Origin of the sequence: Citromicrobium bathyomarinum, assembly GCF_021021475.1 — a bacterium.
Lineage (GTDB): Bacteria > Pseudomonadota > Alphaproteobacteria > Sphingomonadales > Sphingomonadaceae > Alteriqipengyuania > Alteriqipengyuania bathyomarina.
In genome coordinates, this window is the sequence record NZ_JAINWL010000003.1 from 34,207 (window position 1) to 58,725 (window position 24,519).

The window sequence follows — 24,519 nt, forward strand, 5'->3', positions numbered from 1 at the left end:
CTCCCTCAGAATGAAAAGTTGATCGAAACGCTGGCGTTGCGGCCCGGCCGGGTGAAGGCCGAGGTGACCGTCGAAGTGGCGGAAAGGCCGCGCACGTCCTGCCAGTAGGCGTAGGTCTCGTCGGTCAGGTTGAAGATGCCGGCGCGCAGTTTGAGCGCATCGGTGATCGCGACGAAGGCGGTCGCATCGAGCACGGTGAACGCTTCGGGGCGATAGCAATCGCCGGTGCATTCGCCAGTCGTCTCGTCCAGTTCCTTGCGCGCGTGGTGGATCGCGGTCAGGTTGATGCCGAAGCGCCCTTGCGGATGGCGGTATCCGATACCCGCCACCAGATTGAGCGGATCGATGGTCGAGAGAGGCTGCGGCGCGGCGCCCGGCGACAGGATGTCGCCATCGGCATAGGCGATCGCAAAGTTCGCCGTCAGGCCGTTATCCGCGCGGTAGGATGCCTTGGCCTCGACCCCGTCGATCTCGACCGCGTCGAAATTGACGTACTGGTATTGCGCCGGATCGGCGGGGGTGAACGATCCGCCCACGATCTGCTGGCTGATGAAGTCGTCGTAATTGGCCTTGAAGCCAACCACCTGGAGCGAGACCGCATCGCTCGAAAAGCGAATGCCGCCCTCCCAGCTCTCGCTGGTTTCCGGGCCGAGGTCCGGGTTGGGCAGCGAGGTGTAGCCGTAGGCCAGGTTCTCGAAGAAATTGTTCACTTGGTAGGGCGTGGGAGCGCGGAAACCTTGCGCGTAATTGGCGAAAAGCAGCGTGTTCTCGGCGAGTTTGAGCGTGACGCCCAGCTTGGGCGACAGGCGGTTTCCGCTCTGGGCCGATCCGGTGAAGCTGGGCAGCAGCGGATCGTCCGTCGGCGACAAGTCGTAGAAGTCGAACCGCACCGCGGGGAAGATCGTCAGCCGGTTGTCGAACAGCGCGATCTCGTCGGCGAGGAAGATCCCGCCCAGCGTGAAATCGGTCGCGGGGAAGGCGCGCGAGGGGAAGACCTCGCCTGCGGGAGGCTCGGTCCCGTCGCGCAGACCCTCCTGCCGGGTGAAGCTGACATCGCCGCCGAAGGCCAGCACATGGCCGATCGCGCCGGTCGAGAAGACCTTGCGCGCCTCGGCCACGCCGCCGAACACCTCGTTCTCGAAAGTGTTGAGCCGTTCGCGATCGGGGCGCGGAGTTGCCCCGACAGGGGAGCGGTCCTCGTCCGCGAACTGCACGTCCTTGCCGTCCTGATAATAGGCCGCGACATGCGCGTAATCGACTGCGCCGCCGCCGCTATAGGTCCAGTCGAGCGAGACGCGCTTGCGGCTCGTCGTGTCGTTGGCGGTCAGATCGTCGACGATCCAGCTGGGGGAGGGGCCGAACAGGAATTGCGGGCCTTGCCCGGTCAGCACGTCGGTGAACAGCGCGCTGTCGAGGTACTCGCCCGTGAGGCGCAGGCGGTGCGGCCCCTGTTCCCACACCAGCTTGCCCAGAAATGCGTCGGATTCGCCATCCTGCGGGTTGGGCAGCGTGCGCGCCTCGCCGATCCCGCCGACCGTGGCCTTGTTCTCCAGCTCGTGGAAATCGCGGCGGGTGTAGGCGAGCATCGCGGAGAACGCGCCGCTCTGCCCGGCGAGCGCGACGGTTTCGGAGAATTCCTCGTCCGCGCTCGAATAGGATGCGCTGGCGAAGCCGCCGAAGCTGTCGGTTCCGATCAGATCGACCGGATCGCTGGTGGTGAAGCTGACTGCGCCGGCCAGCCCGTCACTGCCATAGAGCGCCGATGCGGGCCCGCGCAGGATCTCGACCGACTTGACCAGGCTGACATCGGTGTAGCCGCCACGCCCGGCTTCCTGCGCGCCGAAGGTGAAGCCCTGCGGGGTGCGGATCCCGTCGACCTGGATCAGCACGCGATTGCCGCCGATGCCGCGGATCACGAAATCCTCGTTCCGCGCACGGCCCAGCGTGCCCAGCGCCGCCCCGAAGCGGGCAGGGGCGCGGCGGACGGAGACCCCCGGTTCGTAGCGGACCAGGTCCTTGATGTCGGTCACCATGTCATCGGCGATGTCTTCGGCGTCGATCACGGTGACGGTGGCGGGCACATCGTCGATAGCGAGAGGCGTGCGGGTTGCGGTGACGACGATCTGTTCGCCTTCCCCAGCCGCCTGCGCGGCCTCTTCGCTACCGGTGGCGGCGTCCTCCGCATGGACCGCGCCGGGCAGGGCGGATGCCCCCAGCAAAAGCGCGATACGGAAAGTGTGGTCCCTCATGACGATCCCTCTGTTGCAATTGATTCGCGATAGCTCCGCCTAATGAGAAGGGTTCGCAATTACAACCGCTGTATCGTCGAGAGTCTCGTCTTGGCTGGGGATCGGCTCGGCGCTAGGCGAGCGGCATCAGTTTCATCGAAGGGATGCGGATCATGAAAGCGACCATCTGGCACAATCCGAAATGCGGCACTTCGCGCAAGACGCTTGCGATCCTTGAGAACCTCAAGTCGGTCGACCTCACCGTGGTCGAATATCTCAAGGAGCCGCCGACTCGCGACAAGCTGGCCCAGCTGTACCGCGATGCGGGGATCACCCCTGCCGAGGGGCTGCGTACGCGTGGCACGGATGTGGAAGAACGCGGCCTGCCCGATGCCGACGCGGATACGATTCTGGATGCGATGGTCGCCGACCCGATCCTGATCGAGCGGCCGCTGGTCGAGACGGAGAAGGGCGCACGCCTGTGCCGCCCGCAGGACCGGGTGCTGGAAATCCTCTGATCTTAAGGGGCTCGGCTAGCCCGGGCGCGTGCGGAGCGACCTAGTCGTCCGCGCGTGCCATCAGCGCCTCATCACTGTCGAGCCGGGTCCAGCCGATCACCATCACTGCCACGCAAAAGCCGATGATCGCGGCAAAGCCGATCCAGTCGCTATGGCCATAAAGCCACACGCCCAGCGCCGGCGCGTAGATGTAGCTCGCGCCGTTGACGCTGGCGACCTTGCCCGAAACCTGACCCTGCTCGGGCCTGCTGACCGCAAGCGACATGCCCGAGGTGAAACCGGGCCGGAACAGGCCGAAGCCGAGCGCGGCGACGGCAAAGCCCAGCGCGATGCCGTGAAGATCGCCCGCCGTGCCGAAGATCGCCGCGCCGACCACGCTCAACGCCATGCCCGCCAGTGTCGAGACACGCGGGCCCAGATGCAGAATGGGGATCAGCCCCCATTGCGCCAGCAGGGTCGCCACCGCGCCGATCATCAGCACGATGCTGACCGGCCCGGCACCCGCCAGCGGATCGTCGCGCAGGCCCAGTCGGTCGAGCACGAGGAAGCCTGCGATACCCAGCATCATCGCCTGCGCGTGGCCGCCCAGCAGCCCCGCCAGCAGCCACGGGCGAATGCGCTTGTCGGCCCATTTCAGGGCGGGCGCTTCGGCAGGCAGGGACGTGTCCTGCCCGGCGGGCGTATCCGCCTCCTCGTCCGACGGCTTGTCGGTCGCATGGCGGCCTGCGCCGCTGCCGCCATAGGGCGCATCGAAGGCCAGCCCGCGCGCGGCAAAGCGCGGCTCGTCGTTGGGCAGGCGCAGCCGCAGCGCGACCATCGCGACGATCCCGATCACCGCGAAGGAGAAGAATGGGCCGGTCAGCCCAACCAGCGGGAAGATCAGCAGGGGGGCAAGCGCGGGGCCGATCACCGTGCCGAGCCCGAAGCTGGACGAAATGAGCGACAGCGCCTGCGTGCGCTCGGCACGGGGGGTGCGGCTGGCGACATAGGCCTGCACCGCCGGCGGCGCGGCGGAACCCAGCAGTCCGTAGAGCGAACGACACAGCGCGAACAGCAGCAGGGTCAGCAGCGGGGTGAGCCATCCGGCGAGGCCGATCCACAGCACCGCGCCGCACAGGCCCATGGAGGCGACGAAGCCCGCGAGGCCCAGCCCCATCATCGCCTTGCGGCCGCGCCTGTCCGACCGGCTCGCCCAGTAGGGGGCGAAGATCACCCACAGCAGCGCGGACCAGCTATAGGCCAGGCTGATCCATACGTCGGCAACTCCCAGCGCGGTGCCGATCGAGGGCATGACCGATTGCATCGCCGTGTTGCCCGCCGCCGAGACCAGCACGACGGTGAACAGCAGCGCCATCCGCCCGCGCGGGATGCCTTGGTGGTCTGGCGGAGCCGGGGGGCTCAGAAGGGAATTCTCGGAAGCGGAGGGGGGATTGTCGGCCATTACGGCGCGACGCTAGGCCGCACGCGCGCAGGTGGCAATCGGCGCTCCCCCATAAAGGCTATTCGAAGGTTTCGCCCATGCTTTCCGCGCTCGGCCCGGCGAGCTGGCGGTGAACTGCGGCGAGGACGCCCAGCATCAGTACGATGACGACCGCATTGACCGCCGAATTGATCAGCCCCGAACCGATCAGCATGACTTCCTCCCCCATCAGGCCGAAGACCAGCATCACGATCATGCCGATCACTCCGCTGACGACCACGAGGGCGATGAAAAGCAGCAGGTAGAAGAAGAACAGCCGCACCGAATTGCCCTTGGTCAGCCGCCACGACTGCAGCAGGGCGGTGAGGGGGTTGTAGACCTTGTCGATCGCGATGACCGGCGCGAGCAGCGAGAACTTTACCATCAGGTAGATGAAGGCGACGAACAGCAGGAGGCCCAGGATCACTGCCAGCGCGGTGATTTTGCTTGCGATTGCGACCCCCATCAGCACGCCCCCGATCACGCCCACGCCGATATACAGGATGATGGTCGCGGCGATGGAGGTGAGGAAACCGATCGCGCCCACCGTGATCGCCTGGCCCACGGTCGGGCGGTTATCCGCCCGCAGCAGCGCCAGCAGGGCGAGCGTGCCGACCGTCTGCGCCACAATCAGCAGCAGCATGATCCACCAGATGTCCGCATACAGCGCCATAACCTGATCGAACGCGGCGGTCGGATCGTCCGAGTTGGGCTCGACCGCGAAGTTGGCCGTCTCCGGCATCAGCAATGCGAAGGCGAGATAGGGCAGGAAGAAGAACACGCCCGCGACGGTCGCGACCACGCCGATATTGGCCTGGATCAGGCTGAGCGCTTCGGTCCACGCGCGATTCATGTCGAGTTTCATTGGCAACCCCCTTGTGTGCGGCTCTTGATAAGCGGCGGGTCATGGGCCACGCAAACGAAAATGGCCGGACTTGAACAGATCGAATGGCATGTCGCCACGCAGCAGGTGCCCTACCGCGAGGCGCTGGACCAGATGGAGGCGCGCAACGCCGCGATCGAGCGGGGCGAGGCGCGCGAGCTGATCTGGCAGCTGGAGCATCCCCCCGTCTACACCGCCGGCACCAGCGCTGTGGCGAGCGAGCTGCTCGATCCGCGGTTCGACGTGGTCGAGGCGGGCCGTGGCGGGCGCTACACCTATCATGGGCCGGGTCAGCGGGTGACCTACACCCTGCTCGACCTGCGCAAGCGCGGCAAGGATGTGCGGCGCTTCGTCCATTCGCTGGAAGACTGGGTGGTGGCCACGCTCGGCGGCCTCGGGGTGGAGTGTTGGACGGTGCCCGAACGGGTCGGCATCTGGACCAAGGGGCCCGATGGGCGCGAGGCGAAGATCGGCGCGATCGGCGTGCGCGTGCGCCGCTGGGTGACGATGCACGGCTTTGCAGTAAATCTCGACCCGGACCTGTCGCATTTCACGGGGATCGTGCCCTGCGGGATCGACGAGTTCGGCGTGACCAGCCTCGCCGATCTGGGGATCGCGCTTGCACCCCAGGCGTGGGATGAGGCATTAAAGGCTCACGCGCCGGCGTTTCTCGCCGCGCTCGAACAACAGGACGCGTCATGACCCGCAGGATTTTCGCCATTTGTGCAAGCGCGCTGCTGCTCGCCTCGTGCGGGGATAGCAAGGATGCCGCCGAGTCGAACGATGCCGAGGAGACCGGGCCACAGGGCGAAGTGCTGGGCGGCTCGATCACCGACTCGATGCTGCCGATCGCTATGGTCCAGTCGCAGTCGCCCAAGCGCGGCGGCGAAGATGGTGAAGACGGCGCGGATGCCAGCGAGGATGGCGATGCCTCGCAGGATGGAGCGGACGACGCCGAATAGCGCCGCCCGCTCGCAGATCATTGCGCCTGCTCGCGGCGCGCCGGTTCAGGCGCTCGCCGCAGCTTCCTGTTCCAGCGTCGGATAGTCGATGTAGCCCGCTTCGCCGGGCAGGTACCAGCTCTGCGGTACGTTGACGTTTTCCGCCAGATGCGCGCCCTTGGCGATCCGCGTGGGCAGGTCGGGGTTGGAGATGAACGGCCGGCCGAAGCTGATCGCATCGGCACGCCCGCTCTCCACATCGCTGGCCGCCTCTTCCGGTGTGTAATCGCTGTTGAGCACCAGCGGGCCGGTGTAGATGCCACGGATATGGGCATCCTGCTGGGGCACGTCGGTCGCGCCGAAGGTGCCGTTCGGGCCCGGCTGGCGCAGTTCGAGGAAGGCGACCTTGCGATCCTGCGCCACCTTGGCTGCCGCGCCGAAGGTTTCCGCCGGATCGGGATCGTCCGCGCCTTGCGTTTCGCCATTGGGTGACAGGCGCAGGCCCACCCGGTCCGCGCCCCATACGTCGATCAGCGCGTCGAGCGCTTCTCCCAGCAAGCGCGCGCGGTTTTCCGCCGAGCCGCCATATTCGTCTTCGCGCAGATTGGTGCTGCGACGCAGGAACTGGTCGATCAGATAGCCATTCGCGCCGTGCAGCTGCACCCCGTCGAAGCCTGCCGCCTTCGCGTTCTCGGCTGCCTTGCGATAATCCTCGACCACGCGCTTGATCTCATCGACGCTGAGCGCGCGCGCCTGCTCGTAGTCCTTGCGGCCCGTCGGGGTATGCGCGTGGCCCGGCGCGGTGGTCGCGCTGGCGGATACCGGCGGATTTCCGCCAAGGAAATCGGGGTGAACAATCCGCCCCATGTGCCACAGCTGCAGGACGATCCGCCCGCCTTCCTCGTGCACGCCGTCGGTGATCGGCTTCCAGCCCTCGACCTGCTCGTCGCTCCAGATGCCCGGCGCGTTCGGCCAGCCGAGCCCTTCCACGCTGATCCCGGTCGCCTCGCTGATGATCAGCCCGGCGCCCGCGCGCTGGCGGTAATAGGTTTCCATCATCTTATTCGGGACGAAGTTCGGCGGGGTCGCGCGGCCGCGCGTCAGCGGTGCCATCAAAATCCGGTTGGGCGCGGTGATCGCGCCGAGGCGGATCGGCTGGAACAGGGCGTCGTGCATGGAGGTGTTCTCCTTATTTGGTTGACCCGTGGGCGTCGGGCGGAGTTAGGGGCGCTCCATGGCCACGGCAAGCAACGCACATGAAAGAACGCCTTTACAGGGGGCAAGCCAAAACCCGCGCGCGCTGCACTGGGCCGCGCTGATCGCGGGCAATGTCGCGCTCGCGCTCGGCCCGTGGTCGGTCCGGCTGGCGGACAGCGGGCCGGTGTCGGCCGGTTTCTGGCGACTGGTGCTGGCCTTGCCGATCATCTGGTTGATCGCACGAGGTGTGCGTCAGCCTGTGCTGGGCGCGCCGCGCCGCACCGCATGGCTGGTCGCGCTGGGGGCGATCGCCTTCGCGCTGGATCTGGCCAGCTGGCATGTCGGGATCGAACATACCCGGCTGGGCAACGCGACTCTGTTCGGCAATGCGGGAAGCATCGTGCTGCTGTTCTGGGGCATCGTGATCGCCCGGACCATGCCCGCGCGGGCCGAGTGGGCGGCGATCGTGCTGGCGCTGGGCGGTGCGGCGATCCTGCTGGGGCGCAGCGCACAGATCAGCGCGGATACCCTGATGGGCGACCTGTTCTGCATCACCGCGGGGATGCTCTACGCGATCTACCTGCTGTGCCTGCAGGATGCCCGCAAGGGGCTGGGCGGGTGGAGCCTGCTGGTGCGTGTGTGCTGCATCGCTGCGCCGGTGCTGCTGGCGGTGGCGCTGCTGCGCGGCGAGCCTGTGTGGCCGCACGACTGGACTCCGTTGATCGTGCTCGCGCTGCTGAGCCAGGTTGCCGGGCAGGGGCTGCTGGTTTTCGCGCTGCGCGCCTTCCCGCCGATGATCATCGGCCTTGCGCTGCTGATGCAGCCTGCCGTGGCGGTACTCTCCGGCTATCTGGCGTTCGGCGAAACGCTCGGCCTGCTCGATCTTGTCGGCATGGCGATGGTCGGTACGGCGCTGGCGGTCGCGCGGGCGCGGGTCGGCTGACACCCTACTGGGGGTGGTCTTCCAGACGCTTGCGAAACAGTGCGAAGCGGGCCTCCACCTGCTCCAGATCCGGCCCGGTGAGGGAGGCTTTTGCCTGGCGCATCAGCTGGTCCGCCTCGTCGCGGATGTTCTTGTGGCGCACCGGATCGGTGATCGTCACAGCGGCGCTTTCTAGAGAATCGAACATGACCGCGGCTGCCGGCGGACTGGTCGCCGCAGCAGACCGGATCGTGCCGAAGCCGCGCCCGAGATAGTGGCTGAAATCGTCCGCCATCGGCCGCAGCGGGCGTCGCCCGTCCTCGTCGGGTTCGCCCACTGACCAGTTCAGGTCGCGCTTGCCCAGTTCGGCAGTGGCCGCGCCGATCCAGTGCAAGGCCGAGATCGCGGTGAAGGGATCGTTGATGCCGGGCGACAGCGCGCGCAGCCCGATCTCGACCAGCTCGTCGATCATGAAATGCAGATCCTGCGCCGGGGTCCGCGCATCGCCCAGCGCAATGCACTCGCGCACCTGCTCGTCGCAGGCATCGTCCGGCTTTTCGGACCAGTAACCGATGGCGACCGAGGGGTGGCAGAAATCGCCGGTCCGCACTGCGAGTTGCAGTTCCGACCTGCTCTTGCGCGCGACCTTGAGCAGCTCGTTCCAGTTGATCACCTGGATGTAGCCGGTGCCCGAGGCAAACACGGGCGTGCCGTTGCGCACCTCGCCTTCCACGCGCGCCTTCATCGGTTCGTCGAAATTGTCGCGGATCGCGTTCAGCAGGCGGCGACCGATCCCTTCCAGCACCGCATTGATCCTGATCGAGGAGGGCACGTGGTTGAGGAAATAGACCAGCACCATGACCGAGACCGCCATCAGCACGTAGGCGATCAGCAGCGACAGCTGGGGCACGAACCCGTCGCCTTGCGAGGTCAGAACGCCCGATTCATCGGGCATCCGCACCGAGAGAAGCACCGTGATCGCGTAGACGAAGGTGCCGATGAAAGTCGCCAGGCTCAGCTGGTTGCCGCGATCTTCCATGAAGTTGGTCAGCAGCCGGGGGCCGTAATTGCCGCTGGCATAGGCGACCGCCGCGATCGTGATCGAGAAGACGGTGGACGCCACGCCGATCATCGAACTGGCGATCACGGTCAGCATGTTGCTGGCCCCCTGGGGCCGGGCGGGGGGCAACCAGTTGAGATGATCGACCCACTCGGTAAGGCCCCGCCGGTCAAGCTCCACCGTCAGCATCGCCAGGAGCAGGGTCGAGATCGCGAACAGCCCCGGGAAGAACCAGTAGCTAGCGTTGATATCGCTCCATAATTTTTGAAATCTGGCGATCATCTGGGGTATTTCACTCCGGTTTCGTGGCGAAGTTAGGGACTTTGCCCGCGTGTGTCTCGCAGCGAAACGGGAATGCGCAGATTATCCTTACCAGAATTGCGCTGCGGCAGGCTTCCTGCGATTGGACGCGGGCATGGCGGGGCCAGATTTCCCGCCCTCTGAAAGGACACACATGGCTGCCCCGATCGCCGATACCACTGTTGCAGAGCCGCAGATTGCTCAGGCCGACGCAGCGATCTCGGCCATAGAGAACCTCGTCACCCTGACCAGCCAACAATACCATCTGGGTTCGTTAATCCTCATGGTTAGTTACGCGGCGTTCTTCGCGTTCATCCTGTTCTTCCTGATGAGCGTGCAGAACCTCGCACCGCGTTACCGGCTGGTGCCGATTCTCTCGGCGGTGGTGATGGCGAGCGCGGGGCTGACCCTGCTGCAGGAATTCGGGCTGTGGAAGGAAAGCTACGCCTACGTCGACGGCCTGTATCGCCCGCTGGCGCAGAACGACAGCTTCTCCAACGCCTATCGCTACGGCAACTGGACGATCACCGTGCCGATCCTGCTGGCTCAGCTGGCGATCGCGATGGGGCTTCGCCAGGCGGAGGTGCATCGGCGCGCGCTGCGCATGGCGGTGCCGGGTGTACTGATGGTCTGGACCGGCCTCTACGGCCAGTTCGGCGCGGTTGGCGATTTCTCGCATCTCAACCTGTGGGGTGTGATTTCGTCGATCTTCTTCCTGTGGCTGATCCTGGAAGTGCGCCAGACGCTGATCGCGGGGCTGGCGACGACGCCCGACATCCTGAAATCCTGGCCCAGCAACCTGTGGTGGTTCTTCCTCGCCACCTGGGGCCTCTATCCGCTTGCCTATGCCCTGCCGCAGCTTGGCGCGACGGGCGATCTGGTGGTTGCGCGTCAGGCGATCTATTCCTTCGCCGATATTGCTTCCAAGCTGATCTACGGCATTATTCTCGCCCGCTTCGTCCTGCGGCGCAGCGCCTTCGAGGGCTATATGCCCGCTGCCGAAGCGCTCGCCTCCGCGCCGGACAAGCCCAATACCGGCGGGCCCGGATTACGACGCGCTCCCTGACAGCAGCACGTCACATAAGAAGGGCCGGGGAAGTGGATCTCCCCGGCCCTTTTCGTGTGTCCGATGTTCGGCTGGCGGCGATCAGTCGATCGTGTCGAGATCGCCCTTGCCGATCGTGCCGCTGGCCATTTCCAGCATCTTGTCGAGGCTCTGCTTGGCCTGAAGGCGCAGCCCTTCCTCGATCTCGATCCGCGGCTCGAGGTCGCGCAGCGCGGTGTAGAGTTTCTCCAGCGTGTTGAGCGCCATGTAGGGGCAGATATTGCAGTTGCAGTTGCCGTCTGCACCCGGCGCACCGATGAAGGTCTTGTTCGGCAGCGCCTTTTCCATCTGGTGGATAATGTGCGGCTCGGTCGCGACGATCAGCTTGTCGCCTTCGAAAGTCTCGGCGAATTGCAGGATGCCGCTGGTCGAGCCGACATAATCCGCATGCTCGACGATCGCCGCCGGGCACTCGGGATGCGCCGCGATCGGTGCGCCGGGGTGCTGGGCTTTCAGCTTGAGCAGTTCGGTCTCGCTGAACGCCTCGTGCACGATGCACACGCCCGGCCACAGCAGCATGTCGCGGTTGAACTTGCGGTTGAGATAGCCGCCCAGGTGACGGTCCGGCCCGAAGATGATCGGCTGGTCTTCGGGGATCTGCTGGAGGATCGTTTCGGCCGAAGAACTGGTCACGATCACGTCCGACAGGGCTTTCACCTCGGTCGAGCAGTTGATGTAGGTCAGCGCGATATGATCGGGATGCGCCTCGCGGAAGGCCTTGAACTTTTCCGGCGGGCAGCTGTCTTCAAGGCTGCAGCCCGCGTCCATGTCGGGCAGGACGACGATCTTCTCGGGGCTGAGAATCTTGGCCGTGTCGGCCATGAACTTGACCCCGCAAAAGGCGATCACGTCCGCATCGGTCTCCGCCGCCATCTGGCTGAGCTGGAGCGAATCGCCGACGAAATCGGCCAGATCCTGAATTTCGGGCCGCTGATAGTAATGCGCCAGGATCACCGCGTTGCGTTCCTTGCGCAGGCGCTCGATCTCGGCAAGCAGGTCGTCGCCGGTCGGCGGGCGGGTCTGGTCGTTCATGGTCTAGTGGGCCCCGGTCGTTCGTGTTGGGTGACGCATATAGGACGAACGGGCCCGCGCGCGAGTGTGTTCCTCGCAAAAGCGCGTCCCGGGCGAGGCTAAACACGCACGCCGGCAGCAAAGAAGTCCGCTCGACCGCCTTGCCCCGGGGGCGTGGGGATGCAAGAGCGCACCGCCATGACCGATCCCGTATTGCAAGAAGCCGCCGAAAATTCCTCGGAGTGGCGTCTGGTCGCCAATCGCCCGGTGTTCTTCGGGTCGGCGATCCTGATCGTCGCCTTTGCGCTGTTCGGGGCGCTTTTTTCGGAGACGGCAGGGCAGGTATTCGATCGCCTGCAGGCGCTGATCGTGGCCGATTTCGGCTGGTTCTATATCCTGACCGTGGCCGGTTTCCTGATCTTCATCGTGTTCCTCACGGTCAGCAAATACGGCGACATCAAGCTGGGCCCGGACTGGAGCGAACCGGAATACAGCCACCTGTCGTGGTTCGCGATGCTGTTCAGCGCCGGCATGGGGATCGGGCTGGTGTTCTTCGGCGTGGCCGAGCCCATGCTGCACTATGCGGAGCCACCGCGCGGTGATCCGCTCAGCGTCGATTCCGCTCGGCAGGCGATGGTGCTCACCTTCTTCCACTGGGGCGTGCATGCCTGGGCGATCTACGCGGTGGTCGGGCTGGCGCTGGCCTATTTCGCGTTCCGACGCGGCCTGCCGCTGACCCCGCGCTCCGCGCTCTATCCGCTGCTGGGTTCGCGCATCCACGGCCCGATCGGCCACGCGATCGATATTTTCGCGGTGCTGGGCACCATGTTCGGCGTTGCGACTTCGCTGGGGCTGGGCGTGCTGCAGGTCAATGCCGGCCTCGCCTATATTGCCGGCGTCCCGCAATCGGCCGGCATCCAGATCGCGCTGATCGCCGGGATCACCCTGCTGGCGACGCTGTCGGTCTATCTCGGGCTCGACAAGGGCGTGAAGCGCCTGTCCGAATTCAACATCGTGCTCGCGGTGATCCTGCTCGGCTTTGTGCTGGTGACCGGCTCCACGATCTTCCTGCTGCAGGCTTTCGTGCAGAACACGGGGGCCTATCTCGGTCAGGTGGTTGAGCGCACGTTCCGCCTCTACGCTTACGAGCCGAACGACTGGCTGGCGAACTGGACGCTGTTCTACTGGGGCTGGTGGATCGCGTGGTCGCCCTTCGTCGGCATGTTCATCGCGCGCATTTCGCGTGGGCGCACGATCCGTCAGTTCGTGCTCGGCGTGCTGGTGGTGCCGGTGCTGTTCACCTTCCTGTGGATGACCGTCTTCGGCAACACAGCCATTTCGCTCGACATGGCAGGCGTCGCACCGCTCGCCCAGGTGGTTCAGGACAACCTGCCCACCGCACTCTTCGCGACCTTGGCCGAGCTGCCATTGTCGTCGATCACATCTGTTGCGGCTACGCTGCTGATCGTGACCTTCTTCGTCACTTCGGCGGATTCGGGCGCGCTGGTGATCGATACGATCACCAATGGCGCGGCAGAAGCGCCGCCGGTGTGGCAGCGCGTGTTCTGGGCGATTTGCGCGGGCGCCGTCGCGGCGGTTCTGCTGGTTGCGGGCGGGTTGCAAGCCTTGCAGACGGCCGCCATCGCCAGCGCGCTGCCCTTTGCGGTGGTGATGATCTTCATCTGCTACGGCCTGCTCAAGGCGCTTGCCATGGAGCACGCAGGCGGTGTGCCCGATTACGGTGTGCTGCCTAGCCAGCCGCTCGACCCCGACATCAGCTGGAAGAAGCGCCTGTCCACCATCACCGGCTCGTTCCGCAAGGAACAGGTCGCCGAATTCCTCGAACAGAAGGCCTTGCCTGCGCTGGAAGACGTGGCGGCGGAAATGCGCCGTCGCAGCCTTGCTCCCGAACTCACCCGCGATGGCGGCGACGTGCTGCTATCGGTCCCGCACGGCGAACACGGCACGTTCAGCTACGAAGTGCGCGCGCGCTCCTTCCGCCCGCCGAGCTTCGCCTGGGCCGAAGCGCATCGCCCCGGCGACGAGAACAAGCGCCATTTCCGGGCGATGGTGCGCAGCTCCGAAGGCGGCCATCCGCTCGATGTGACGGGTTACACCACCGAACAGCTGATCGGCGACCTGCTCAACCGTTACGAGCATTTCCGCCACGCGCGGCGGCTGGCCTGATCGCCGCGCGCTGGCGGTTAGCGGGTGGAGGTCTTTTCGGCAGCCTTGGTCGCCGCCTTGGCGGGCGATCCCAGCTTCCGGGGCGTATCCCCGTCGAAGCTGACCTCCACCGTGATCCCGCGATAGCCTGCCGCGGCGAGCGGCACGGCGATGTTCTGCTGCACCGCCGCGCGGGCAGACGCGCGTGCGAGTTCCATCAGCGCCGGGCTGCGCGCGCTGTCGAGCGCTTCGCGCTCCGCGATCTGGGTGTTGTTGCGGCTCAGATCGTCTTCCGCATCGCGGGTGATCCACAGGCCTTCGCGCATGTACTTGGCGCGCGCTTCATCCAGATTGGGCTTGCTCAGCTCGAGTGCGGGCAGGCGCACGTCCATGGTCTGCGTTTCGGCGTTCCATGACAGGCGCGAGCGGTCCATCTTCGACAGGTCGACGGAGTAATCCACCCGCGCAGGGATCACCGCGATCTGGCGGCTCTGCAGCGCCCCGAAAAAGCGACTGTCCTTGCTCGCGACGACCGGCGCGAATTCGGCGGTGAACACCACCAGCCGGTTCTGCTTCTCGAACGAGACAAGCGTGGTGCCGATCGGGTCGCCCATCCGGTTGGGGCCGTAGGTACGCCAGCCGATCCAGGCGATCGCGGCGAGCAGCAGGATCACCAGAAACCACGGCAGAAACGGCGGGCGTGCCTTCTTGACCGGTTTTGCGTCCTTCGCTGACGCTTCATGCTCGACGGCGGTCTCGGTCTGATCGTCACTCACAGGCATTCGTCTCCACTAAAGGGCGGTCCATCGCTCTTCAGAACGGTTAACCATGTCGCGCCGTTCCAGATCGATGAGGTGGGCGTGAACCGACATCTGAGCAGCTTTCTCCAGCCGCGGATCGAGCCCCTTGTACATGATCGGGATGAACTCAGGCAGACTCCGGGGGCCATCGGCCAGCACCTTCAGGATCTGGCGCTCCCGCTGACGACGGTGCCCGAGCATCGAGCGGACCAGTTGCTGTGGCTTTTCGACCGGCGCACCGTGGGCTGGATAATAGACCCGATCCTCGCGGCTGTAGAGCTTGTCGAGGCTTTCCAGGTAATCCCCCATGTCGCCATCGGGTGGCACGATCACGCTGGTCGACCAGCCCATCACATGATCGCCGGTAAACAGCGCGCCGCTTTGCTCCAGCGCGAAACACAGGTGGTTGGAGGTGTGGCCGGGCGTGTGGACCGCGCGCAGCGTCCAGCCGTCGCCCGACACCGTCTCGTCATCCGCGAGCACGCGCTCGGGCTCGTAGGTAGTGTCGAACGCCTCGTCGAGGCGCGGGCCGTTATCCGCGATCACCAGCTTGGCGCAGCCCATCACCGGGGCTCCGGTCCGCTCGGCCAGCGGGGCGGCACCGGGCGAATGGTCGCGGTGGGTGTGGGTGCACAGGATCGCGGAGATGCGCGCGTCGCCCGCTGCGGCGAGGATCGCGTCGAGATGCTCTGCCTCGTCCGGCCCCGGGTCGATCACCGCTCGATCCGCACCCTCGCCGACCAGATAGGTCTGGGTCCCGGTGAAGGTGTAGGGCGAGGGATTGGGCGCGAGCACGCGGGTAACCAGCGGCTCGGGCTTTTCGGGCGTGCCGGTCGGCCATGGGCGGGGCGGAATCTGAACCATCGCCATTGCATATGGGCACCGCGCTGGCGCATGTCACGCCGCAGATAATCGAGAGAGGTCAGCCTTGAGCGAACATATCCTGGTGATCGACGCCGGAACCACCTCGACCCGCGCGATCCTGTTCGGGCGCGACGGCGCGGTCGCAGGCACTGCGCAGGCCGAGATCACGCAGCACTTTCCGCAGCCCGGCCGGGTCGAACACGATGCGCAGGAAATCTGGCAGGCGAGCCTCAATTGCGTGCGCCGCGTACTCGGCAACCGCCCGCCCGAAAGCATCGCCGCGATCGGGATCACCAACCAGCGCGAGACGGTGGTGGCGTGGGACCGCGAGACGCTGAAGCCGCTCGCCCGCGCGATCGTCTGGCAGGACCGGCGCACCGCGGATGTTTGCCGGCGGCTTCGTGACGAGGGCCGCGAAGAGGCGGTCCACAAGGAGACGGGCCTGCTGCTCGACCCCTATTTCTCCGCCACCAAGATGCGCTGGATGCTCGATAATGTCGATGCGGTCGCGCAGGCGCAGGAGGCCGGGCGGCTTGCCTTCGGCACGGTCGAGAGCTGGCTGGTCGCGAAGCTATCGGGCGGGGCCCATGTCAGCGATGCGAGCAATGCCAGCCGCACGCTGCTGCTGCCGCTGGGCGAAGCGGGCTTCTCGCCCGATCTGTGCGATCTGTTCGGCGTGCCGCACGAGGCGCTGCCGCAGGTGGTCGATACGCATGGCGAAATCGCCCGCACCGATCCCGAACTGTTCGGCCGCGCGATCCCGATCTGCGGGCTGGTCGGAGATCAGCAGGCGGCGACGATCGGCCAAGGCTGCCTGTCCGAAGGCGAGACCAAGGCGACCTACGGCACGGGCGCTTTCATCCTCGCCAATCACGGAACCCAGATCCCGCATTCCGAGCATCGCCTGCTCTCAACCGTGCTCACGCAGAACGACGGCCAGCGCACTTATGCGATCGAGGGTTCGGTATTCGTCGCGGGCAGCCTGATCCAGTGGCTGCGCGATTCACTCGGGCTTATCGACAGCGCGCAGGAAACCGAGGTGCTGGCCCGATCGGTGGAGAATTCGGGCGAAGTGGTGATCGTGCCCGCGCTTGCAGGGCTGGGCGCGCCGCACTGGCGCGCAGAGGCGCGTGGGCTGATCGCGGGCCTCAGCTTCTCCACCGGCAAGGCGCATATCGTGCGCGCCGCGCTCGAATCCATGTCGTGCCAGACCTACGATCTGGCGACCGCCTTCGCTGCCGACGGCGCACGCTGGGAAAGCCTGCGGATCGACGGGGGGATGAGTGCGAACGACTGGCTGGCGCAGGATATTGCGGACATCCTGAACATCGCGGTCGAGCGGCCGCGGTTCGTCGAGACCACGGCGCTGGGTGCGGCGGTCGCGGCAGCGACCGGGGCCGGCTGGTTCGCCGACCTTCAGGGTGCGGTCGAGGCGATGCGCGGCCCGATCGACCGGTTCGAGCCGGAGATGGACGAGGGCGTGCGCAAGGAACGGCTGGAACGCTGGGCGCAGGCGCTCGCGAACGCGTGAGACCGCGCGGCTAGCCTTGCGCGAACTGACGCTCGAGTCGCTCGTGCAACTGGCCGCAGGAGGGCTGGCTATTGCTGCGCGCCATGCGATATTCCGCATCGATCCGCGCGACCCGGGCATGCAGACGCTGCGTCTGGGCGACCAGCGCTCTCGTCGACAGGTCGAGCATGTCCATCAGTTCCGCGCTCGGCGCACGGTCGGGCGGCAGCTGGGTGTGCCGTTCCCATTGCAGGTCGCTCATCTGCCCGGCGAGGAAGGCGCGGTGATTGAGCAGCCAGGCGAGCACATGCATGATCCGGGTGGTCGCCTTGAGCCCCTCGCATTCGAGTGCGCGCCGCAGCGGCAGGTCGATCGGCATCAGCTCGGTCGCCGCGGGGACGAAGGCCGTACGCACCTCATCGGCGAGCACGTTGGCCTCGCAGTAGAGTTCCTCGATGATCAGAGCGGTGATATCGACCGTGTGCTGCATGAGGGTGTCGCCTAAGCCGTTCGGGCTGCTGCGATAAGTGGCCCGCACCAGCCTGTCCCGCGAAGGGGCGGGTGCAACGTAGATGTGCATATCTCCCGCAGGAATCTTGCGCGCCCAGGCAAACTGGCGCGCGTCCGGCGCAAGCGCTCAGGCGATGATGTCGGGGATAAGCTCGTCCTCGATCGCCGCCATCCGGTCGCGCAGTTGCAGTTTGCGCTTCTTGAGCCGGGCGATCTGCAATTGATCGGGCGATTCCATTGCCGACAGCGCAGCAATCGCCGCGTCGAGGTCGCGATGCTCGATCCGCAATTGTTCGAGCCGTTTGCGCAATTCCGCTTCGGTCACGCGAGACGTTCCTCATGGTCGACAAGTGGTAGTCGGCAGGCGATCCGACGCACGCAACGCCGGTTTAATCGCATTGCCTCATAACACCCCTTCGCAGGAATGCGATTGTGTGGTTTTATCCGATTGCGATGGCGGGCAGGCCCAAGCGATCGCGAGGGCCTTTTTCCCCGCCATTCGCGGATGCTCGTCCCCCGGCGAGCAGCTTCGATGACCAAGGAGAAGAGGCATATGAACGCTTCGCACATCACCGCCCTCAAAACCAAGCATGCCACGCTCGACGAGGCGATTGCCGAGGAAATGCGCAAAGCCGCGCCCGATGATGCGACGATCCGAACCCTCAAGAAACAGAAGCTGCAACTCAAACAGGAGATGGGTGGCAGCTGACCGCGATCTAAAAAACGGTCAACCATTTCCCCTGCGCGCCGCAATAGGCTAGTCGCTTGCATATGAAAGCGACAGCCGCGGCGCGACAGATCCTCACCGGCCTCCATGCGTTGATGGCGACGCGCCTGTCCGCGCAGGAAAAACTCGACCGCACGGTGGAACTGGTGGGCGAGGCGCTCGATAGCGAGGTCTGCTCGATCTACCTCCTGCGCTCGGGCATGCTCGAACTGTTTGCCACTCGCGGGCTGAACCAGTCGGCGGTCCACGTCACCCGGATGACGGTGGGCGAGGGGCTGACCGGCACGCTGGTCGCGAACGGCGAGACGCTGAACCTCGCGCAGGCCAAGGCGCATCCCGACTTCCAGTACCGCCCCGAAACGGGCGAGGAGAAATTCTCCAGCTTCGCAGGCGTTCCGATCGTCTATCGCGAACGGGCGGTGGGTGCGCTCAACGTCCAGCATGTCGATCCGCGCCGGTACGAGGATGTCGAGATCGAGGCGCTGCAGACCACCGCGATGGTGCTGAGCGAGCTGATCGTGAACGCCGAGCTGATCGACGAACGCTCGGCAGATGAGGCCGCGCCCGAACGCAGCGGCCCGGCGCAGCTTGCGGGGCTGGCGCTGGTCAAGGGGCTCGCCAGCGGCACCGCCGTCTATCACCAGCCGCGCATCACGATCGACAAGGTCGTTGCCGAGGATACCGAGTTCGAGCGCCAGCGGGTCTATCGCGCGTTCGAGCGGATGCGCGAACAGATCGACCAGATGGGCCAGCAGGCCGAATTCGGCGCAGGCGGAGAGACCGACGAGGTGCTCGCCGCCTACAAGGCGTTCGCCTACGACGAAGGGTGGAGCCGCCGGATCAACGAAGCGATCGACGCAGGCCTTACTGCCGAGGCCGCGATCGAGCGCGTTCAGCAACGCACCCGGATGCGGATGCGCGAGATCGACGATCCGCTGCTCGCGGACCGGATGCACGATCTGGAGGATCTGTCGAACCGCCTGCTGCGTATCGTCGCGGGTCAGATGGGCACGGCTGCGACCACCGGCCTCAAGAACGATACCATCCTCATCGCTCGCAACCTGGGGCCTGCCGAACTGCTCGAATACGACCGGCGGCGGCTCAAGGGCGTGATTCTGGAAGAGGGTTCTCTGACCTCGCATGTGGTGATCGTCGCCCGCGCGATGGGCATCCCGGTGCTGGGCCGCGTGCGCGGTCTGCGCGGCATGATCGGCGAGGGCGATCACATATTGCTGGATGCGGACGCAGGGGTCGCCCATGCGCGTGCTCAGCCGACGATCGTGGAAGCGTTCGAGGCGCGCTTCGCAAAATCCAAGGAACGCCGCGCAGCCTATGCCGAGCTGCGCGATGTCGAGCCGTTTACCCGCTGCGGCACCCGCATTCAGGTGATGATGAATGCCGGCCTGCGCGATGACCTGACCACGCTGTCGCTGGTCGGTGCGGACGGGATCGGGCTGTTTCGCACCGAGTTCCAGTTCCTCGTCGCGGCGACTCTTCCGGGGCGGGAAAAGCAGACGCGCTTCTACAAGGATGTGCTCGACGCCGCGGGCGACAAGCCGGTGGTGTTCCGCACGGTCGATATCGGCGGCGACAAGGCGGTCCCCTATGTGTCCAGCGACAGCGGCCTGCAGGACGAGAACCCGGCGATGGGCTGGCGCGCGCTGCGGCTCGCGTTGGAACGCGAAGGCCTGTTCAAGGCGCAGGCGCGTGCGCTGATCGAAGCGTCGGGCGGGCGCACGCTCAGGGTGATGTTCCCGATGGTCTCGGAACCGTGGGAGTTCGACGCGGCGCGCAAGGTGTTCGAGGAACAGCGCGAGTTTCTTCGCAAGCACAAGCGGATCAGGCCGCCCGAGGAGATCCAGTACGGGGCGATGATCGAGGTGCCTTCGCTGGTCGAAGTGCTCGACATGCTGGTGCCCAAGGTCTCGTTCCTCTCCGTCGGGACCAACGACCTGACCCAGTTCCTGTTCGCCGCCGATCGCGCGAACCCCAAGCTTGCGGCGCGATACGACTGGTTGAGCCCGTCGATCCTGCGCTTTCTCAAGCGGATCGTCGATGCGACCACCGGCCACCAGGTGACGCTGGGCCTGTGCGGCGAGATGGGCGGTCGCCGGCTGGAGGCGCTTGCGCTGCTGGGGCTGGGCTATCGCCGACTGTCGATCACGCCGGTCTCCGTCGGCCCGATCAAGGAGCTGATCCGCCAGATCGACCTCGCCGAAATCGGGGCTTTCATGGCCCAGCTGACCGCCCAGCCGCCCGCCGATACCCGCGCGGCAATCACGCAGTGGGCGCAGGAGCGCGGGATCGAAACCGACTGACCGTGTCTCGCTTGCGAGAAAAGGCCCGGAAATCATGCCATCCGGGCGTTGGCTTCGCGCACGAAGGCCGCTAGACCGGGCGCGTGGCAACCGGGGGCAGCTGGGGCGCGCCAAGGATGGGATATGGCAGAAGACGAAGCCACTTTTGAAATAGACAATTCGGAGCCGACCGCTCCGGGTGAGCGGCTGCGTGCCGCGCGAGAGGCCAAGGGAATGAGTGTGGAGGACGTCGCGTCCGCCACCCGCATTCCCAAGCGGCATCTGGAAACGATCGAGGATGGCGATTTCGCCGTCCTTCCGGGGCGGACCTACGCGATTGGCTTTTCGCGCAGCTACGCCAAAGCGGTCGGGCTGAACGACGAGGAAATCGTCAACGACGTGCGCGAACAGCTGGGGATCGAAGACCCGGCGGAGCGGCTGCGCGACGGCACGATGCAGACGGAAGACCCTACGCGACTGCCTTCGCGCGGGCTGGTGATCGCATCGATCATCGCAGGGATCGTGCTGCTGATCGGCGTTTTCGCCTTTTCGCGCAGCTTCTTCGCCCCCGAGTCCGAGGCGGATTCACTGCTCGCGGCAGAAGAGCAGCGCACCGAGGCGGAGCAGCAGGCGCAGGCCGCTGCTACGCAGAGCGTCGCTCGCGCCGCTGCGGTCGAGGGGCCGGTCGTGTTCACCTCCACCCAAGACGGCATGTGGGTGCGCTTCTACGACGGCGATGAATCCAACGTGCTGATGGAAAGCCTGATGGGCAAGGGCGAGAGCTACACCGTGCCCGACACGGCGAGCGATCCGCAGGTCCGCACCGGACGCCCGGATGCCTTCACGATTACCGTGGGCGGGAAGAGCGTACCGCGCCTTGCAGAGAATGATGCCGTGGTCAGCGATGTGCCGGTGAATGCGAAAGCGCTGCTCGCCCGGGATGGCGTCGGCCTTCCCGGGACTGCCGCAGCCGATCCCGCCGCGCAAGGTGGCCCGGGTGGCGCGTAGCGCTGAGCGCTGGCACCACTGGTGAGAAAAATTGGGGGGCGATGGTTCAGGCCCGGTTCGTGCCGTGCCGCGCACCATCGCCCGATGGACACAGAGAGGGATTCGATGATTTTGGCCAAGGCACCCGCAAGGAAACGGCTCGCGATCTACGGCGCGCTGGCAGGGCTTTTGTTGACGAGCGGCGTGCCCGCCATGGCGCAGGACAACGATTCCTCGCGCATCCGCAAGCTTGAGGCGGAGATTCGCGCGCTCCAGCGGCGGGTCTTCCCGGGCGGCGATGGCCGCTATTTCGAACCCGAGATTTCCGGCCCTGCGAACAGCGGCCCCAATGCCAGCACCCAGACCACGGCAGTGACCGATATTCTTGCCCGTCTCGATGCGCTCGAAGCATCGATCCAGTCGCTCACCCGTCAGGTAGAGGTCGCGACCAACACGCAAACGGGGATCGAACAGCGGCTCGCCGTGCTCGAAAACGCGACCGCCACCGGTGGCGCCCCCGCTGCGCTGCTGCCTGCCGGGAATGCCGGCGCGTCGAACACGGGCACTGCGGCCACCACCACCACCCGGCCGGCTGCAACCACGCCTACGCCAACGCCTGCTGCGGCCACCGGGCCGAGCGCGGAGCGACTGGCAGCGGTCCGCGCGATCGCCAAGCCGCAGACCGACGATGCGGGTGACGACGACTATTCCTACGGCTTCCGCCTGTGGGAAGCGGGCTTCTACCCCGAAGCGCAGCAGGCGCTCGCCGCCTTCGTCGAGAAATATCCGGACCACTGGCGGACCACTTATGGTCGCAACCTGCTGGGCCGCGCGTTCCTCGACAATGGGCAGGCGCGCGAGGCGGCTCCGTGGTTCCTAAAGAACTATCAGGCCGATAACGACGCGGCACGTGCGCCGGACAGCCTGCTCTATCTCGCCGAATCGATGATCGAACTGGGCGATACCAACCGCGCCTGCATCGCGCTGGCCGAGTTCAGCGAAACCTACCCCGCGCTCGCGACCGGTCGGTTGAGCGATCAGTACCAGGCCAGCCGTCGCAAGGTGAGCTGCTCCTGACAGGCAGGCCGCCCGACCCTGCGCTGATCGAGCGGTTCCGTGCCGACCTCGCGCAGGTCTGGCCCGACGATCCCGATCTCGCAGGGGTTTCGCTGGGGATCGCCGTATCGGGCGGACCGGACAGTCTTGCGCTGCTGTTGCTCGCCAATGCGGCGATGCCGGGGCGGGTGAGGGCGGCGACGGTCGATCACGGCCTGCGCCCCGAAAGCGCGAGCGAAGCGGCGTTCGTCGCGCGGGTGTGCGAGGGGTTGGGAATTCCGCATGCTACGCTGCGGGTGAAAGTCGACCCCGGCAACCTGCAGGCCAACGCGCGCGCCGCACGCTACGAGGCGCTCGGCTGCCATTTCGAGCAGGTCGGCGCGTCGGTTTTCGCCACCGCGCATCATGCCGACGATCAGGCTGAAACCCTGCTGATGCGCCTCAACCGGGGTAGCGGGCTGGCGGGGCTCGCAGGCGTGCGGCCCTGGTCGGTCTTCTTTCCCGAAGGTATCATCGCGGAAATGGTGCTCGTTCGGCCACTGCTCGGCTGGCGGCGCGAGGAACTCGCGGCGGTGGTGCGGGCAGCGGGGATCGAGGCTGTCGACGACCCTTCCAATTCCGACGATGCGTTCGACCGCGTCCGCATGCGCAAGGCGATCGCCGAGGCTGACTGGCTCGATCCGCTGGCGATGGCCCGCTCCGCGCGCCATCTCGCCGAGGCAGAGAACGCGGTCGAGGACTATGTGTCGAGCATTGCGAACCGGCTGATCTGGCGCGATGGTGCCTGCTATTTCTGCATGGGCTATCCCCGACTGGTGGAAATCGGGGTGGTCGAGCGGATTCTCGAGCGGCTTGGCGGGACCGAGGTGCGCAGGTCCGAGATTGCCCGCATGGTGGACCGGCTGCGCACCCGGGAAAATGCGTCTCTCGGCGGTGTGCTCGCCAAGCGGGAATGGGTGAAAACCGGCCCCAACACGACCAGCGACAGCGTCAAATTCGAAAAAGAGCCCCCGCGCAGGGTGTAAGCCGTTGCGTATTAAAGGATCGGCTCGCCCATCTTGAGCATCTCGCCCCGGGTGATGACGACCTTGTCGCCCTTCTTCGCCACCGCGAACACCTTGGCCGCGAATTCGTTGGGCAGGCCGATGCAGCCGTGGCTGGCATAGCCGTTTTCGACCTGCGAGCCGTGCAGCGCAACGCCGTCACTGGTCAGGAACATCGAATAGGGCATCGGCGCGTTGTTGTACTTTTCCGACACGTTGTCGCGCATCTTGTAGCGGATCGGGAAGACGCCGAGCGGGGTCGGGTGCTCCTGCGTGCCGACCAGCACTGCCGCCGCGCCGATCTCGTAACCGCCGCGGAAGACCGAGATGACCCGGGCGTCCAGATCGACCGTGATCACGATCGGCCCAGCTGGGACGCCTTTGGTATCCCAGTGCCATTCGCCGTACTTGATCGGGCCCTTGATCGGCAGCACGCGCTTGACCACCATCGGTTCCGAGCGCGAGGCCCGCGACGGGGCTGAGCGGGCGACGCTGCGGCTTGCACCGCTCGCACCGCTGCGCGCGTCGTAGATCACCTCTCCGTCATGGTCCTCGGCGTCGAGCCCGGCGTCTTCATCCGTTCCGTCGCCTGCGACGGTTTCGTCGCTCAGGCTTGCATCGGTTACGGTTTCGGGATCGAACGGCTCGCTGTCGCTAAGCGCGTTCCCGTCCTCGTCGAACTTGGAGGGATCGACGGGAATCGCGTCCTCGATATTCGGCTCGATAGCCGCGGTGTTTCCGGCTGTATCGGCATACATCATGCGCGTACCGATCGCCGCGCCGCCGAACAGCAGCACGGTTGCGAGCGTTGCTCCGCCGATCCAGAGAAGTGCCTTGGTCATAGTGGTCTTTCCTGCCTCGCGCGCGCGGCAAATCCCAGCGGGTTGCGCCACCGCGTATCGGCAAGGGACTCTATAGCGGACAAAAGTTAACGC

23 protein-coding genes are annotated in these 24,519 nt (G+C 65.9%); 12 read left to right on the forward strand and 11 right to left on the reverse strand.

The window, feature by feature from the left end; all coding sequences use genetic code 11:
• Nucleotides 1–5: 5 nt before the first annotated feature.
• Nucleotides 6–2,249 carry a TonB-dependent hemoglobin/transferrin/lactoferrin family receptor gene (locus tag K7H93_RS11790; RefSeq protein WP_230783798.1) on the reverse strand — a complete coding sequence of 748 codons (2,244 nt, stop codon included), beginning with the start codon at nucleotides 2,247–2,249 and terminating at the stop codon, nucleotides 6–8.
• A 152-nt stretch (nucleotides 2,250–2,401) separates the two neighbouring features.
• Here K7H93_RS11790 and arsC point away from each other — a divergent pair, with 152 nt between their 5' ends.
• Nucleotides 2,402–2,746, forward strand: coding sequence for an arsenate reductase (glutaredoxin) (gene arsC / locus K7H93_RS11795; RefSeq protein WP_230783799.1), 345 nt, complete (start codon nucleotides 2,402–2,404; stop codon nucleotides 2,744–2,746).
• 40 nt (nucleotides 2,747–2,786) lie between these two features.
• On the opposite strand, the gene K7H93_RS11800 is transcribed toward arsC, so the two are convergent.
• Nucleotides 2,787–4,187 carry an MFS transporter gene (locus K7H93_RS11800; RefSeq protein WP_230783800.1) on the reverse strand — a complete coding sequence of 467 codons (1,401 nt, stop codon included), beginning with the start codon at nucleotides 4,185–4,187 and terminating at the stop codon, nucleotides 2,787–2,789.
• A 58-nt stretch (nucleotides 4,188–4,245) separates the two neighbouring features.
• Nucleotides 4,246–5,070 carry a hypothetical protein gene (locus tag K7H93_RS11805; RefSeq protein ID WP_230783801.1) on the reverse strand — a complete coding sequence of 275 codons (825 nt, stop codon included), beginning with the start codon at nucleotides 5,068–5,070 and terminating at the stop codon, nucleotides 4,246–4,248.
• A 60-nt stretch (nucleotides 5,071–5,130) separates the two neighbouring features.
• On the opposite strand from K7H93_RS11805, the gene lipB reads away from it, so the two are divergent.
• Both lipB and K7H93_RS11815 read left to right on the forward strand, forming a co-directional pair.
• Nucleotides 5,131–5,790, forward strand: a complete 660-nt coding sequence (gene lipB, locus K7H93_RS11810; RefSeq protein WP_230783802.1) for a lipoyl(octanoyl) transferase LipB — start codon at nucleotides 5,131–5,133, stop codon at nucleotides 5,788–5,790.
• The gene (locus K7H93_RS11815; protein ID WP_054526779.1) at nucleotides 5,787–6,050 is read left to right on the forward strand and encodes a hypothetical protein; all 264 of its coding nucleotides are present in this window, start codon (nucleotides 5,787–5,789) and stop codon (nucleotides 6,048–6,050) included. The genes lipB and K7H93_RS11815 overlap by 4 nt, the downstream gene beginning before the upstream one ends.
• Nucleotides 6,051–6,095: 45 nt before the next feature.
• On the opposite strand, the gene K7H93_RS11820 is transcribed toward K7H93_RS11815, so the two are convergent.
• Nucleotides 6,096–7,205 (reverse strand): alkene reductase, encoded by a 1,110-nt coding sequence (locus K7H93_RS11820; RefSeq protein WP_230783803.1) that lies wholly within the window; start codon nucleotides 7,203–7,205, stop codon nucleotides 6,096–6,098.
• Between the two features lie 58 nt (nucleotides 7,206–7,263).
• On the opposite strand from K7H93_RS11820, the gene K7H93_RS11825 reads away from it, so the two are divergent.
• On the forward strand, nucleotides 7,264–8,169 hold the full coding sequence (locus K7H93_RS11825; protein WP_230783804.1) for a DMT family transporter: 906 nt from the start codon (nucleotides 7,264–7,266) through the stop codon (nucleotides 8,167–8,169).
• Nucleotides 8,170–8,173: 4 nt separating this feature from the next.
• On the opposite strand, the gene K7H93_RS11830 is transcribed toward K7H93_RS11825, so the two are convergent.
• On the reverse strand, nucleotides 8,174–9,490 hold the full coding sequence (locus tag K7H93_RS11830) for a DUF2254 domain-containing protein (protein ID WP_230783805.1): 1,317 nt from the start codon (nucleotides 9,488–9,490) through the stop codon (nucleotides 8,174–8,176).
• A gap of 172 nt (nucleotides 9,491–9,662) precedes the next feature.
• Here K7H93_RS11830 and K7H93_RS11835 point away from each other — a divergent pair, with 172 nt between their 5' ends.
• Nucleotides 9,663–10,574: a bacteriorhodopsin gene (locus K7H93_RS11835; RefSeq protein ID WP_054525533.1), complete on the forward strand. Its 912-nt coding sequence runs from the start codon at nucleotides 9,663–9,665 to the stop codon at nucleotides 10,572–10,574.
• A gap of 81 nt (nucleotides 10,575–10,655) precedes the next feature.
• On the opposite strand, the gene nadA is transcribed toward K7H93_RS11835, so the two are convergent.
• Nucleotides 10,656–11,645 (reverse strand): quinolinate synthase NadA, encoded by a 990-nt coding sequence (gene nadA, locus K7H93_RS11840; protein ID WP_230783806.1) that lies wholly within the window; start codon nucleotides 11,643–11,645, stop codon nucleotides 10,656–10,658.
• 177 nt (nucleotides 11,646–11,822) lie between these two features.
• On the opposite strand from nadA, the gene K7H93_RS11845 reads away from it, so the two are divergent.
• Nucleotides 11,823–13,811: a BCCT family transporter gene (locus K7H93_RS11845; protein ID WP_230783807.1), complete on the forward strand. Its 1,989-nt coding sequence runs from the start codon at nucleotides 11,823–11,825 to the stop codon at nucleotides 13,809–13,811.
• Between the two features lie 17 nt (nucleotides 13,812–13,828).
• On the opposite strand, the gene K7H93_RS11850 is transcribed toward K7H93_RS11845, so the two are convergent.
• Nucleotides 13,829–14,566 carry a DUF4230 domain-containing protein gene (locus K7H93_RS11850; protein ID WP_230783808.1) on the reverse strand — a complete coding sequence of 246 codons (738 nt, stop codon included), beginning with the start codon at nucleotides 14,564–14,566 and terminating at the stop codon, nucleotides 13,829–13,831.
• Nucleotides 14,567–14,581: 15 nt separating this feature from the next.
• A complete protein-coding gene (locus K7H93_RS11855; protein ID WP_230783809.1) occupies nucleotides 14,582–15,454 on the reverse strand; it encodes an MBL fold metallo-hydrolase in 873 nt (290 codons plus the stop codon).
• A 64-nt stretch (nucleotides 15,455–15,518) separates the two neighbouring features.
• Between K7H93_RS11855 and glpK the strand changes: the two genes are divergently transcribed.
• Nucleotides 15,519–16,985 (forward strand): glycerol kinase GlpK, encoded by a 1,467-nt coding sequence (glpK, locus tag K7H93_RS11860; RefSeq protein WP_230783810.1) that lies wholly within the window; start codon nucleotides 15,519–15,521, stop codon nucleotides 16,983–16,985.
• A 10-nt stretch (nucleotides 16,986–16,995) separates the two neighbouring features.
• On the opposite strand, the gene K7H93_RS11865 is transcribed toward glpK, so the two are convergent.
• Nucleotides 16,996–17,454, reverse strand: a complete 459-nt coding sequence (locus K7H93_RS11865) for a DUF1465 family protein (protein WP_010235308.1) — start codon at nucleotides 17,452–17,454, stop codon at nucleotides 16,996–16,998.
• 147 nt (nucleotides 17,455–17,601) lie between these two features.
• Nucleotides 17,602–17,799, reverse strand: coding sequence for a YdcH family protein (locus tag K7H93_RS11870; protein ID WP_010235310.1), 198 nt, complete (start codon nucleotides 17,797–17,799; stop codon nucleotides 17,602–17,604).
• Nucleotides 17,800–18,027: 228 nt separating this feature from the next.
• Here K7H93_RS11870 and K7H93_RS11875 point away from each other — a divergent pair, with 228 nt between their 5' ends.
• From K7H93_RS11875 to tilS, 5 genes are all read left to right on the forward strand, one after another.
• Nucleotides 18,028–18,183 carry a DUF465 domain-containing protein gene (locus tag K7H93_RS11875; protein WP_064506652.1) on the forward strand — a complete coding sequence of 52 codons (156 nt, stop codon included), beginning with the start codon at nucleotides 18,028–18,030 and terminating at the stop codon, nucleotides 18,181–18,183.
• 62 nt (nucleotides 18,184–18,245) lie between these two features.
• Nucleotides 18,246–20,519 carry a phosphoenolpyruvate--protein phosphotransferase gene (gene ptsP / locus K7H93_RS11880; RefSeq protein ID WP_230783811.1) on the forward strand — a complete coding sequence of 758 codons (2,274 nt, stop codon included), beginning with the start codon at nucleotides 18,246–18,248 and terminating at the stop codon, nucleotides 20,517–20,519.
• Nucleotides 20,520–20,642: 123 nt separating this feature from the next.
• Nucleotides 20,643–21,506, forward strand: a complete 864-nt coding sequence (locus K7H93_RS11885) for a helix-turn-helix domain-containing protein (RefSeq protein ID WP_230783812.1) — start codon at nucleotides 20,643–20,645, stop codon at nucleotides 21,504–21,506.
• A gap of 105 nt (nucleotides 21,507–21,611) precedes the next feature.
• Entirely contained in the window at nucleotides 21,612–22,562 is a 951-nt protein-coding gene (locus K7H93_RS11890; RefSeq protein WP_230783813.1) for a tetratricopeptide repeat protein, read from the forward strand.
• Between the two features lie 92 nt (nucleotides 22,563–22,654).
• Nucleotides 22,655–23,566, forward strand: coding sequence for a tRNA lysidine(34) synthetase TilS (gene tilS, locus K7H93_RS11895; protein ID WP_269060271.1), 912 nt, complete (start codon nucleotides 22,655–22,657; stop codon nucleotides 23,564–23,566).
• 11 nt (nucleotides 23,567–23,577) lie between these two features.
• Here the strand turns inward: tilS and K7H93_RS11900 are convergent, their stop codons facing one another.
• The gene (locus K7H93_RS11900; protein ID WP_230783815.1) at nucleotides 23,578–24,426 is read right to left on the reverse strand and encodes a L,D-transpeptidase family protein; all 849 of its coding nucleotides are present in this window, start codon (nucleotides 24,424–24,426) and stop codon (nucleotides 23,578–23,580) included.
• Nucleotides 24,427–24,519: the final 93 nt, after the last annotated feature.